Source organism: Paraburkholderia caribensis (genome assembly GCF_002902945.1).
Lineage (GTDB): Bacteria > Pseudomonadota > Gammaproteobacteria > Burkholderiales > Burkholderiaceae > Paraburkholderia > Paraburkholderia caribensis.
Genome location: NZ_CP026102.1, coordinates 1,505,126 through 1,518,542 on the forward strand (window position 1 = coordinate 1,505,126; position 13,417 = coordinate 1,518,542).

At 61.2% G+C, this 13,417-nt stretch carries 8 protein-coding genes and 1 pseudogene; 2 read left to right on the forward strand and 7 right to left on the reverse strand.

What is annotated here, in order from left to right; all coding sequences use genetic code 11:
- Positions 1–247 precede the first annotated feature (247 nt).
- The 3 genes and pseudogenes from C2L66_RS42295 to C2L66_RS42385 all read right to left on the reverse strand — a co-directional run.
- Complete coding sequence (locus tag C2L66_RS42295; RefSeq protein ID WP_060606467.1) at positions 248–1,711, reverse strand: RHS repeat-associated core domain-containing protein; 1,464 nt, start codon at positions 1,709–1,711, stop codon at positions 248–250.
- A 320-nt stretch (positions 1,712–2,031) separates the two neighbouring features.
- On the reverse strand, positions 2,032–2,259 hold the full coding sequence (locus tag C2L66_RS23205; protein ID WP_054934956.1) for a hypothetical protein: 228 nt from the start codon (positions 2,257–2,259) through the stop codon (positions 2,032–2,034).
- A gap of 352 nt (positions 2,260–2,611) precedes the next feature.
- Positions 2,612–2,801, reverse strand: a pseudogene (locus tag C2L66_RS42385) (RHS repeat-associated core domain-containing protein); the annotation flags it as partial.
- Between the two features lie 134 nt (positions 2,802–2,935).
- On the opposite strand from C2L66_RS42385, the gene C2L66_RS40765 reads away from it, so the two are divergent.
- The gene (locus C2L66_RS40765) at positions 2,936–3,112 is read left to right on the forward strand and encodes a type I toxin-antitoxin system SymE family toxin (RefSeq protein WP_148654627.1); all 177 of its coding nucleotides are present in this window, start codon (positions 2,936–2,938) and stop codon (positions 3,110–3,112) included.
- Positions 3,113–3,144: 32 nt separating this feature from the next.
- On the opposite strand, the gene C2L66_RS23215 is transcribed toward C2L66_RS40765, so the two are convergent.
- From C2L66_RS23215 to C2L66_RS23230, 4 genes are all read right to left on the reverse strand, one after another.
- The gene (locus tag C2L66_RS23215) at positions 3,145–3,477 is read right to left on the reverse strand and encodes a DUF7668 domain-containing protein (RefSeq protein ID WP_060606464.1); all 333 of its coding nucleotides are present in this window, start codon (positions 3,475–3,477) and stop codon (positions 3,145–3,147) included.
- A gap of 16 nt (positions 3,478–3,493) precedes the next feature.
- The gene (locus C2L66_RS23220; RefSeq protein WP_158512183.1) at positions 3,494–8,422 is read right to left on the reverse strand and encodes an RHS repeat-associated core domain-containing protein; all 4,929 of its coding nucleotides are present in this window, start codon (positions 8,420–8,422) and stop codon (positions 3,494–3,496) included.
- A gap of 153 nt (positions 8,423–8,575) precedes the next feature.
- Positions 8,576–11,482 carry a type VI secretion system Vgr family protein gene (locus tag C2L66_RS23225; protein WP_063803379.1) on the reverse strand — a complete coding sequence of 969 codons (2,907 nt, stop codon included), beginning with the start codon at positions 11,480–11,482 and terminating at the stop codon, positions 8,576–8,578.
- A gap of 75 nt (positions 11,483–11,557) precedes the next feature.
- Positions 11,558–11,815, reverse strand: coding sequence for a PAAR domain-containing protein (locus tag C2L66_RS23230; RefSeq protein WP_054934960.1), 258 nt, complete (start codon positions 11,813–11,815; stop codon positions 11,558–11,560).
- A gap of 351 nt (positions 11,816–12,166) precedes the next feature.
- Here C2L66_RS23230 and C2L66_RS23235 point away from each other — a divergent pair, with 351 nt between their 5' ends.
- Entirely contained in the window at positions 12,167–13,345 is a 1,179-nt protein-coding gene (locus tag C2L66_RS23235) for a TIGR03118 family protein (protein ID WP_054934961.1), read from the forward strand.
- Positions 13,346–13,417 lie beyond the last annotated feature (72 nt).

The following is a 13,417-nucleotide window of genomic DNA, read 5'->3' on the forward strand; positions in this document are numbered from 1 at the left end:
CTTTGCTGTTACCACACTCGCATACCAGGCGAGCAAAACCCAGACACAATATCCATCAGCTCTAGAATTCTATCGTCAGTGCTTTCGGCTACACCAGATCTCATTGTGCCCAGAAACTCATATACGGATTCAGAGCTAAAGCCTTTCTCCCGATACCTCATCAGAATGGCTCGCAGCAAATTGAAGTCGCAGTCTCCCTCCAATGCGCTACGCAGTTCGCTATCCAGCACGATATCTAACTCGACGTTCATTGTTTAACCCATTTTCCACGAGTCGAAGCAAGTGCCGCTTGGTAATCAGCCAAAGACATACTTGCACTTGGTTGGATCGTCCCGTGCTTAGCGCTATCCGGTACGTACTTGAGGGTCTTCGGAAGATTCCCTGTGTTCAACATACATGCACAATCCTTTCCCGTCCCCCCCAAACTCTCAGGATGCCTATGAAGAGGAAGGTTAGCCGTTGATTCTGGTGCGACCGAAATACCACCCGCATCTGGATGGACCATTCCATTTGAATCAACCGGAATATCTACGCCAGGACGTGCACCAAGTCCACGCGCCGTAGGTTCCGCGATCGGAAGATTATCGCCTCCCGTTTTCATCGCCCGATATACGTCCTCCCCCGTCAATCCGAGCGGATCAATCCAGCTGATCGGGTTTGGCGCATATTGATATGGGTTTATGCCACCAGCAATCCCAATCGGATCCTTACTAATGAACCTACCCGCATACGGATCATAGTACCTGTGCCGGTTATAGTGCAGCCCCAATTCCTCATCATGATACTGCCCCTGCGCCCGTATCAGATTCCCCGTTTCCGCCGCCCCATCCCCCAGCTTCGCGCCCCTGAGCGCACCCCACGCCCGGTACCGCCCCAGCCACACCACCTTACCCGACTCGTCCACCAGTTCCTGTGGCGTGCCCAGATGATCGTTCTGGTAAAAGTACGTCGCGTGCCGCGTACGCGCCGGATATTCAACAAAGCGCCCGTCCGTGCCCGTCGCAAGATACGCCGCCTGCTCCAGCGTCTCATCCAGCCGCGCCAGCGGCACGAACGTCCCCGGCTCGTACAGATACACCGACGACGCCCGCCACTGATTCCGCCCCGCCTCCAGCGTATGCTGCCGCTGCGCCACGGGTAACGCATACGCGTCATCGGGATTCTCACGCACCAGACGCACACCGCCATACGTACGCCGTCCCTCATCCCTGCGTCCCACCGGCGCCTCATGAAACCGCTCCTCGAGCCGCATCAGATCACCGTCCCACGTAAACACCGTTCGATCGACACCCCCGCCCGCGCGCTCCACTTCCTTGAGCGTGCGCCGACCGAACGCGTCATAGCACAGCCGCACGCTCACTTCGGGCTGCACCTTGCCCGTCACGAACCGTATCTCATCGGCCGTGCGCACCTGATGATCGACCTCATGCGCCGCGGGCGGGCGCGCATAGCGCCGCGCTTCCTTCAGGCGACCCGCCGCATCCCACCTGTACAGCCACGTGAGCCCCCCTGGCTCCCGGCGCCGCGCCAGATTGCCGTGCGCGTCATACTCGTACGTCACCCCGAGATACTCGCCCATCACGTTATCGAGCCACTTCGGCAGCGATCGACGCCACGCCTCCACCTTCTCCCGATCCTGCACGCCGCGCGCATCGTGGCGCGAAGCCCGTCTCCTCGACCAGACGTCCGAGCGCGTCGTAGCGAAGCCCATGGCATCTTCAGCGTGAGCGAAAGTACGCCGTGAACCTCCAAAGCAACATCATTCGGCTACAGTCGATCCATCCTTGCGCTCAATGAAGACCGATTCCGCCACCATCCTTACTTGAATCGTGGAGCATCAGCGCATTGTCGGGCGTCTCATGTACATGCAGCGCCTCGCGGCGCTTTACCCTCAGCCTGCGTTTGCGACGGCGTATTGCCTCCGTGTGTTGTGCGTCCATCACGCGCGCGCCTCATGCAGATAACCGTGTGCGACGGCACCATTACAGCCAGATAGACATGCGAAGGACCGCTCAATGCGGCCCTTCGTTGTTACCCGTCTATCTGCCAGGCTACTTCCCAATTGGACTCTGCAAAGAAACCCGCTACAGCCTCCCTTGTCTCGACCCAATTATCAAATCCAGTAGTCATGTCGGCGCGATCCGACGTCAGAATTAAAAACCCTCCTGTATTCTCAGCGTCATCCACTACCTTGACGTAAAAACCTGCGCTATCCCCAGCAATGATTCGCCCAACTGTTCCAAACAGAATTTGCTCCATAAATCACCTCATCCACAGAAGGGAATGTGATTATTCGCGATAGGCTTTGCAGCCCCTTGAACATAGGTCTCCAAATGCCCATGAGGAACATTTGGCGCGTGATTTCCTTGGATCGAATTATTGTCTATTCGAAATTGCCGAGTTCCGTCTGCGCTTCGATAAACGCCACTCCCCGACTTACCAATCTCGGTGTAGCCCGCGCCTAAAAATTCTGTTCCTGCATCAAGGAGCTGGTCCGAGTTCAATACATGCCGGCTAGTTATGTTTCCTTTGCCTTTGAGTGTCTCGTCTATAACCGAATGCACCGGGCATTTCTGCGTGTTGCACAAAGCGCAGGAGGCGCCACCAGCCGTTTTTTGCAACCCCAGCGGATCAACCCACTGCACCGGGTTCGGCGCGTACTGATAGAGATTGATCCCGCCTGACAGTCCAATCGGGTCCTTACTAATGAACCTACCCGCATGCTGATCGTAATACCGATGCCGGTTATAGTGCAGCCCCAATTCCTCATCATGATACTGCCCCTGCGCCCGTATCAGATTCCCCCTTTCCGCCGCCCCATCGCGGGCGATGAGTGCTACCAACACTCACCGCCCGCTGACCACCACCAACTGACAGCAGGAGTTGAATATGGCTGATGTCAATCTTAAAGCGTGAACCCATCACGAAACGTTTTGTGACGACATTGCAAGGCGCATCTGACCGCGATACACATCGGCATGCGCCACTCATGCCGTGGATGCATCTCGTCAATCTGTATCTCGGACGCTTGGGCTTTGTGCCCGGACAGCGCGTGAACATCACCGCTGACTACCGCTCTGGCAACCTCACCATCTCGCCCGATCACGACTAGATGCGACAAGGGCCGCGCTAGCGGCACCTTGGTCAAAGTACTCTCAGATCATATAGCATGCCGCGTCCGACGCCCGGGCTAACTTCTTCAATATATATTTGGGCAGTCAGATCGCTCCGGCCGCGATCAGTCCACAAATCAAAGTCAACACGCCATTTTTTAATGTCTCGCGTCTTGTCGATCGCCAGTTCATAAAATGCCTCCGGTGGAGGTTCGCATAAAACCTCACGTCCACGAAGGTATTTATGTAACGCAAGAGCATATTCTTCCCGCGTACTCGGCCCCAGCATCTTCATGTTTTCGAGCTTCTCAAACTCACCATGAACCAGCAGCAACACAATTTCCCGCACCGCGTCTTCAATCATTCGCCGATCCATCAAATCACCTGTTTCCTGGTACACGCAAAACCGTATGCGGACCAACACCAAGACCAGAGAAATAGTTGTCAGCACGCATAATGTGACAACGCGCTTCATCTTGCGACACGCCCCCTCTCCTTAACGCCCTGTAGCCTATACGACGCTCCGCAGCATATGTACCTCCTCCTGCCTGCCGCTGCACTTGCGTAGCGATGTAGTGCTCCGATCCAACGGATGTAGATGGCCCATTCAATTGAACGGCAGGTGCCTGAGAGCGCGAATAGTCAGTTACATCCCTGACAGCAGCATTTTGGATGACGTGGTGCGAGTCAGGATCAACTTCACTATAAGCGCCATAGCCGCGCCCCGACTCCTTGAGAATCTTTTCGCAATCACATGGGCACGGACGCCTGGCTAAACCGAGCGGATCAATCCACGAGATGGGATTTGGCGCGTACTGATACTCATTGACCCCACCCGCCAGCCCAATCGGATCCTTACTAATGAACCTACCCGCATACGGATCATAGTACCTGTGCCGGTTATAGTGCAGCCCCAATTCCTCATCATGATACTGCCCCTGCGCCCGTATCAGATTCCCCGTTTCCGCCGCCCCATCCCCCAGCTTCGCGCCCCTGAGCGCACCCCACGCCCGGTACCGCCCCAGCCACACCACCTTACCCGACTCATCCACCAGTTCCTGTGGCGTGCCCAGATGATCGTTCTGGTAAAAGTACGTCGCGTGCCGCGTACGCGCCGGATATTCAACAAAGCGCCCGTCCGTGCCCGTCGCAAGATACGCCGCCTGCTCCAGCGTCTCATCCAGCCGCGCCAGCGGCACGAACGTCCCCGGCTCGTACAGATACACCGACGACGCCCGCCACTGATTCCGCCCCGCCTCCAGCGTATGCTGCCGCTGCGCCACGGGTAACGCATACGCGTCATCGGGATTCTCACGCACCAGACGCACACCGCCATACGTACGCCGTCCCTCATCCCTGCGTCCCACCGGCGCCTCATGAAACCGCTCCTCGAGCAGCATCAGATCACCGTCCCACGTAAACACCGTTCGATCGACACCCCCGCCCGCGCGCTCCACTTCCTTGAGCGTGCGCCGACCGAAAGCGTCATAGCACAGCCGCACGCTCACTTCGGGCTGCACCTTGCCCGTCACGAACCGTATCTCATCGGCCGTGCGCACCTGATGATCGACCTCATGCGCCGCGGGCGGGCGCGCATAGCGCCGCGCTTCCTTCAGGCGACCCGCCGCATCCCACCTGTACAGCCACGTCAGCCCGCCCGGCTCCCGGCGCCGCGCCAGATTGCCGTGCGCGTCATACTCGTACGTCACCCCGAGATACTCGCCCATCACGTTATCGAGCCACTTCGGCAGCGATCGACGCCACGCCTCCACCTTCTCCCGATCCTGCACGCCGCGCGCATCGTGGCGCGAAAACGGCTTTTGCCCCGGATGCGCACGCATCCACTCCGCATCCTCGGCCGCTTCGCGCGCGTACCGTGCCGTGCGCTCGTGGTCCGTTTCCAGCCCCTCCGGATACGACGGGATCTTCGCCGGATCGACCGGGTTGCCGGCAGGATCGAACGCAAAGCGCTCCGTCAGTTCAGGCGTCACCGCCTTCAGCAACCGGCCCACCGGGTCATAGCCGTATTCCGACGCGCCGCGCGTGCGGTCGTCGATGCGTGCCAGTTGCCCCGCCGCGTCATAGCGCAGCCGACGCTCCGCAAGCCGCTCGTGCTGCACCGACCGATGCGCCGACATCACTGAGAAACGCGTCAGACGCCCCGCGGGATCGTATTCGCGCTGCTGGCTGAAGCCCGCATGCACACGACCCGTCTCGCGATGCAGCCGGTCACGCTCGAAGTCCAGCAGCGGCTGCCCGTCGAGCTGCACGCCATGCACATGTCCCGACCCATAGCGCAGCCAGTCGATCGTGCGGGTGTTGGGCAGTGTCGTGCGAATGCGGTTGCCCAGCGCGTCGTACTCGTGCCGCGAGACCGCCACGTACGATTCGCCGAGGGCCAGGCCGACGTGCTGTTCCTCGGCGATGAGATGGCCCGCGTCGTCGTAGTGCAGGCGTACGGTGCTGTCTTCCGTCTGCGCAGTGGTGAGCCGCCCGCGCAGGTCATGATAGAAGCGTTCGCTGACCGTGCCGTTCGGCCCGCGCATGTCACGGCGCGTCAACCTGCCCAGCGCATCGCGCGTGTAGGCCGTCCACGCGTCGCCCTGACGCGACTGCGCCAATCGACCCGCTGCGTCGTAACCGTACTGCGTGACGCTATCGTCGAAGCCCGTCTCCTCGACCAGACGTCCGAGCGCATCGTAGCGAAACCGCATCGTGCTGCCGTTCTCGTTGCGCAGTTGCGTCAAGCGCCATTGACGATCGTAGTTGTACGCCAGCGTGTGGCCGGCAGCGTCGGTACGCGAATACGGCTGATGGTTGCCGTTATAGGTATAGCGCGTGACCTGGCCCGCGCCGTCCGTATAGGTCGTGAGGTTGCCTTCGGCGTCGTAGGCCAGCTGCTCGCCGATGCCATCCGGACGCGTGACCTGCAGCAACTGGCCGCGCGCATCGTGACGATACGACGTCACCTGCCCAAGCGCGTCCGTACGCGCGAGCAGATGGCCGCGCGCGTCGTACTGGTAACGCGTTTCGTAACCCGAACAATCCCGCGCTGACACGAGACGCCCTGCGCTGTCATAGGCAAACTCGCGCGTACCGCCCTTCGGGTCCGTCAGCGCGATCAACCGCCCGCTATCGCTCCAGCGGTAGCCCGTCGCACCCGCGGCGTTCGTCACCGAGGCGGGACGGCCCAGCGCATCGTAAACGGTGCGCGTCACGTCGCCTGCCGCGTTCGTGACTTGCACGGGCAGACCTGCCGCGTCGTATTCCGTGCGCGTCGTGTTGCCAAGCGCGTCGGTGACGGCGGAGATACGGCCCGCTTCGTCATAGACAAACCGCTCGATCTGGCCCGCGCCGTTCTGCATCGCGATCAGTTGGCCGCGATCGTCCCAGGTGTAGGTATCGCGCGAACCGTCGGGCTGCTCGACCCGCACGATCTGGTTGTGATAGTCATAGCGATGAACCGTCGCGTGGCCATCGGCGTCGGTCACCTTCGTGTACCAGTGCTCGCGGTGGTACTCGAAGAACAGTTCTGCGTAGCGCTCGCCTGGATACCGGTCGTTGCAGCGCCATTCGTGAACGCACTTCGCATCGGCTGGCGCGGGCGATCCTGCGCGCCGGGCAGGCCAGTCCCATTCGAGACAGGTCGCGAAACCGTTGAAGTCGGTGTAGCGGGTGAGCAGATGCTGTTCGTACGCATAAGTCCGGCGGTGGCCGAGCACATCCGTGTGCCCGATCAGATCGCCTTCGCGACTGTACTCATAGCGCGCAAGTACATCGAGCGTACCGCCTGCGGCATCCAGACGCCGGATCGCTGTCACCCGCCCGCCGGTGTAATCGAGCGCGACAGCAAGGCCGTGCCCATCCGACAGGCCGGCCAGCTCGCCCGCAGTGTTATAGGCGAGCGTCACGCCCAGGCCGTCGCGTGCCGTGCGAGCCGTCAGAACATAGCGGCGCGCCGATGGTGTCGCACGGAGTTCGTAGTCTTCACGCGAGCCGTCCAGAAAGCGCAACTGCACGCGCCGCGTATCCGGACGGCTGACCGTCATCTGCTCGCGCGGCACGTCGAGCGCCTCGCCGATCTCAACGCGCGGCAATTCGACCGCTCGGCCATCGGCGTCGAAATAAGTCAGTCTCCCGTCCTGCTCGCTCAGCGACAGGTGATATGGGCTGCTCCAGCGCGCGCCCAGTGCGCTGCCGTCGTACGCGGCGAGGCTCGAACGATAAAGACGCGTCCACACAATGGGCACGACGCCATCGAGCGCGAAGTCGGTCTGCTCGAGGTTCTCGTCGCCCATCGCGTAGTTGATCGAGCCGCCGCCTTTCACGGGTGGGCAGCCGCAGCCGTTTCTGGCCGGCGTCTGGCTGGTCTGGGCGCCCTGCTGCGTGCGCTGCTCGTGGCTTCCGGGCTTCTGGTCGGGTTCCGTTCGCGCGCCCGTCGAGACCTGCGCTTCATGCGACGGCGCGGGCTGATGCGGCTCGTGGCTTGCGCCGCCGTTGCGCCCGGCGGGAGGGTGCGCGCCTTCACCATGCGGCAGCGACGGCTGCGGTTCGGACAGGTTGCGTCGGTGGCCAATGGCCTGAGCGATCTGCCACGCCATGTACGCCAGCGAGCCCGCCTCCGCTGCCGTGCCGATCGCCTGGCCGATCATCGCCGGCGCGTTGCGGTCGAATTCGGCAAGCCACGCGAGGATCTTCGACTTCAGGCCCGTGTGACCGAGCAACTGATCGAGCGCCACCAGCGCGATATGTTCCTGCGAAGGCACCCACGAGAAGAATCCATCGTTCTTCCCGATGCGCGCCATCTGATCCTCCACCGAGGTCGGGTCCTCGATGAACCGCGCGAAGCTGCGGCTGATGGTGCGCAGACCATTGATGATTTCATTCTTCCAGCTCTCCAGATGCTTATCGAGCGTCAACATGAAATCCTGGGCGTCGCCTCCCGCCGCCGCCCACAGCAGGTCCACCGCAACGCCCACCCCGCCCGATGCAAATGCCAGCAGCACATCCTTGACCACCGCGCGCGCCGGACGGCTCGCATTGCCCGCGCCGGGAATGACACCGATCGCGTCGATGGCGAGCACGCCCCAGTGCAGCACGTTCTCCGCGTATTTCTTGCCGCTTGCGGGATCGGGCTCATTCCTGAATAGCCGGTACAGGTCGGTGCCCACGTCCGCGAGCGACATCGCGTTGCCCACCAGCGGGACCATGTAGAGGCACTGGATAAAGATCTGCTGCGCATGGTCCTTCACCGATTCGACGGCGACCCGCTTGAGCTCGGGCTGTGCCGCGACCGCCGGGGCTGGCACCGGGCTTATCAGCAGGCGGCGCTGTACGGCGTTGTCATGAAGGACGGCGGGAACGGGAGCGGCCGGGCTAGCTGAGCCGGCTGAAACTTGCGATGCCATATTCAAGGTACGTTGTTATTCTTTATCGAATCACGCGCGATGTCGCCAAACGGCCTAGCGCACTGTTCTCGCGAGCGAAACCGGCGATTGACCATGGACCTCAGCCGGACCGGCCGACTGCATGGCCGACGGCTGGCCGACTGCATGGCCCACCTGAGCGGCAAGCGCGCCGGGCGTGGCCTGGCTCGCAGCAGCGCTGCCCCCCATCGCAGCTGTCGCAGCGGCGGACACAAGTGGGCCCGGGACATCGGCCAACACACCGGCTGAATGCATTGCCGCGCCCTCGACCTGCGCGAGTACGTCGGCGCCAGTGCCTCGACCAGCCTTGATCGCACCATCGATGCCGCCACCGGCTACCGTCCCGGCCAGCGCAGGCGCCGCAGAAAGGGCTTGAGCCGTCATGCTCGGCAGCGCACGCGTGTCCCCGCTGGTCATCGTCTGCGGACGACCATCGGGGTCTGCGAATCTGCGGCTTCGCGACTCGAACGAACCGTCCTCTTCGAAGTACTGCACGCGCCCCCCACCTCGCGGGACGTTGGCCACTGTCGCCTTGCCATCGGCATCGAGACGACCTGCCCGGGAGCTTCCATCCGGAAAGACAATCTTGTATTTGGCGTTCTTTACCGGCTCGCCATTCGGATACGTATGCCACAGCTGCAAGCCTGTGTCCTGCTGCGTCGGCAAGACAGGCAATGCCGCTTGCTGCGTGGCCGAGCCGCCGATGCGCAACGGCCCCTTCAAAGTGATCTCTCCCGCACTGCCAATCTCGACCTGTGAACCCTCGAGCCTGATATACGAACCACCGCACATCAACATCAGCGACTTGCTCGCGTTCAATGTGACGGTATCTTGCGTGCTGGATATGGAAACGCCTTTCAATGCCGTGAGTTCGAGCGCATCGGACTGCGCCTGCATCTCGAGCTTGCCTTTACCGGAATAAAGCTTCATTCCCTGCGCGTTGGCGTACAGCGAGACCGCATTGCCGGCCGCAACCGTGTAGTTACCGCCGACGGCTGTATCCGCATTTCCCCCCGCCGTCGCAAACAGATGGCCTCCCGCCGCGATCTGCATGTGTTCGCCGCTCGTGAACGCCATGCCGTGCGGCGCGGAAGCGAGAATGACGGCCTGCTGGAGGTGCCTGATCCGACGTTCGAGCAAGTCCTGCTGTTCCTCGCATGCGGCGACGACCGCCTTTGCCTGGGTCACTGCGTCGGAAAGGCTCCGCATCCGGGCCTGGGCCGTCGACAGTTGCTGCTGGGCCTGCTGCATGTCGAGCGCCTGTCCTTCTGCCTTGCTCTGCGCGTCTGCGCTGATAAAGATGCCTTTACCGGCGCGTAATACGCCCCAATCGTCCGTGCGCAATTCATAGCCGTCGCCGCGCTGTTGCCTGTTGCGATCGACGAGAAAACCCATGTTCAATTGCGTCTTGCCGTACTCGGTCGCTAGCTTGACGCCCTCCTGGCCTTGCCAGTCCTCCATGCGCAGCTTGTTGTTGCTTTGCGTGCGGATGACATTGCGAGAGAGCCATCTGTCGTCGCTCGTCACGTGGTCGGTCGACTGGCTGTTGTGCAGCGCGTGCGCGATATAGGGCCGGTCAGGATTGCCGTCATGAAAGGCAACCGCTACCTCGGTGCCGTCGATCAGCGGAAAGTGAAACCCCGTCTGCAGCGCCCCGGCGAAAGGCTTAGCAAGACGCAAAGGAACGCTCTCTCCGCCCGGACTCCAGGTCGAGAAATCCAGATCGAAACGGACAACGTAGTAACCTTGCTGGGTGAGGTACGCGTACTTGTACTGGCCCGGCGACGTCACGCGCGCGCTCAGCGTGCCGGTGATCTTCGGCCATCGGGCTTCGTCGCATTTCAACCGGAAACGCCGGTCGGCGGGAATCGCCTCATAGCTGTTCGTGTACGCCTCATCGCGCGAACCACGGTGCGAAACGGCGATAATGACCTGCCCGTTGGGCGCATCCGGCAAGACCTCGTCCGTGTGCAGCACGCGCGCCGGTCGCAATCCGACCACATTGCTCTCGCCTTCATAGACGACCTGCCACGCAACCTCGACCTCGTGGCGCAATTGCGCTTCCCACTGCGCTCCGTCACCGTCCTGATGATGCGTACCCCAGATGTATTGCGGGCCGTATGTCGTCTTGTCGTCACGCGACACGTTGGCTTCGGCCTTGAATCGCTCGAATGCCTGATCGGGATTGTAGTCAGCCACCGTGACCGATTGCGCGACCGTGCGAGCCGCCGTCCTGATCGAGAACAGCGCCTCGACGCCAGCCTCCAGCCCTGACGTCTCACGGTACGGCACGTGCAGCGCGGGCGTGTAGATATAGTGGTCGACGTCGTCGCAAAAATTCAGCACGTCGCCGTGCTCACCCTCGTCGATGTGGCAGAAGATGCCTTCCTTCTGCATCAGCATCTGGACGTACGAGAGGTCGTCTGTCTGGTAAGCAAAGCGGAACGCGTGCTGCGGATATTGCCGGCGCAGGGTGAAACTGAACTGGTGGCCCTTGAAGCCATGCTCGCGCAAGATCGATTCAATGATCTCCGGCGCATTTTGATGCTGGAAGATCCGGCTCGCACGGACCTGTTTGAGCTTTGCGAAATGCGCTTCGACGACCATCTCGTAGCTGCTGAAATCGTGCGTCGTCTTCAGTTTGGTGAAATGTGTGAGCCAGCCCGAAAAGGTCCGGCGATCCCCATCCACAGGAACGATCGAGAACACGGCATCCTTGCCGAGATAGTCGGCGCGCAGCAGGCCCTCTGGATGAGTCAACCTGATCGTGACGCGCCACGGTTCACCAAGCTTTTCCACGGCCTCGAACGATACGACCGACAGTTGCGATGCACTCGCCGTCCCGGGCACATCCAGAAAGTACGCCTGACGTCCGGTCTGCGACTTGCTGTTCAGCAGTTCGCCAACCGTGACACTGCCCGCCTCGATCATTTCACGTTTCATGACTTCGTTTTTTGCTACTACTGGTGTTGATGGCCCGCGAAAGGCGCCCTCCGCCTGACGAATGCTAAAGACGCCTTATCGGATAGACGCAAACGATCCGGCTGCAATCAACGCGCACCCGCAGGCACATCGGTGTCCATCGAGCGCAACTTTCCTGCCGTTGTCCAGCACCATGTCGGAACCTTCGATGATCTCGTTGATGCCGTGCATGGGACACGAAATCAGGTCGAACTGCCGTGCCACCTGACGTCCGAGCACGAGCATCGTGCTGGATCCGGTGATAACGAATCCGCCATGCGTGTTCGCGTCGCCGACGCACGCAATAGATGTCATCTCAACGCCCTCATAGCTTTGCCATGTCGATCCGCGCGCACAGGATCATTGTTTGTTCTTGTCCCCAAGGGTCTCCCCTCTCGCCCAGAACACTAACCTGGTAGATCTGATGAGAGTGTGGAATTATGTAAAAATTGATTAGGATGATTAATCTCTATCAAGATACGCCGACTTTGCACGCGTTCCGATCCAGCGCGGCGAAGCAAAAACTTTTCTATGCAGCGGAATAATTTCACGGCTGCTTCGTTGCTCGCCGAAATGTCGAAAATGGACCGCCAACGAAGGAATAAACCCCACCCTCACCCCGTTCAATGACCGTCACGACCTTTCGACAAAGCAAGGAGTGCGGTCATGAAGTCTCTCTTCGAGGTGTTCGGCATCGCAGCCTGTGGCGCGGCTTTAGCGACGCTCGTTTCATGCGGCGGCGGTTCCGGGTCGAACAACATGGGCACGCCTGCGCCGTCGTCGTTCACGGCGGCGGCTGTGGTTTCCGACGGCGCCGTGTCCGCGCCCCACACCGACCCGAATCTGAAGAACGCCTGGGGCGTTGCGTTCAATCCAAAAGGCTTCGTCTGGGTCGCCGACAACGGCACCAATCTCGCAACGCTCTACGACGGCAACGGCGTGCCGCAATCGCTCGTCGTCACGATACCGGCTGGCACCAACGGCAACGCAGCACCCACGGGCATCGTGTTCAACGGCACGCAGAACTTCACCGTCACCCAGAACGGCAAATCAGGCGTCGCGGCCTTCATCTTCGCTGGCGAAGGCGGCACGGTTGCGGCATGGGCGCCCGCTGTGGGGCCGACCAATGCCTTCACGATGTACGACGACGGCGCAGGCGGCGCCGTGTACAAAGGGCTCGCGCTCGCGGCAAACAACGGCAGCAACTTCCTCTATGCAACCGACTTTCATAACAACAAAATCGACGTGTTCGATTCGAACTTCGCGAAGGTGACGATGCCGGGCGGCTTCAAGGACAGCGCCATTCCCGCCGGTTTCGCGCCGTTCGGCATCCAGTTGATCGGCTCGAACCTGTTCGTCACCTACGCGATGCAGGACGCGGACAAGCATGACAACGTGTCGGGCGCGGGCCTCGGCATGGTCGACATATTCGACACGGCGGGCAATCTCAAGCAGCACTTTGCGACGGGCGCGCCGTTGAACGCGCCGTGGGGCATCGCGCAGGCGCCAGGCAACTTCGGCACGCTTAGCGGCGCGATTCTGATCGGAAATTTCGGCGACGGCACGATCAACGCGTTCGATGCGTCGAGCGGCAAGTCGATGGGGCCGTTGAAGTCGTCGAATGGCAGCGCGATCGTCGAGCCCGGCTTGTGGGGCATCGCATTCGGCAACAACCTGAGCAACCAGCCTTCGAATACGCTGTTCTTCGCAGCGGGGCCGAATGACGAAGCAAACGGCGTCTACGGAAGAATCGATCTGAATCCGGCTTCCAGTTCGGGCACGGGCAGCAGTTCCGGCTCCGGCACGGGATCGAGCTCGAGCGGCGGTGCGAGCGTCGGCATGTAGCGCGCTGCCCTTTCTTCACCCGCAAAATATAACGGCCGCTCATTCATCGAGCGGCCGTTACTTACCTCACGT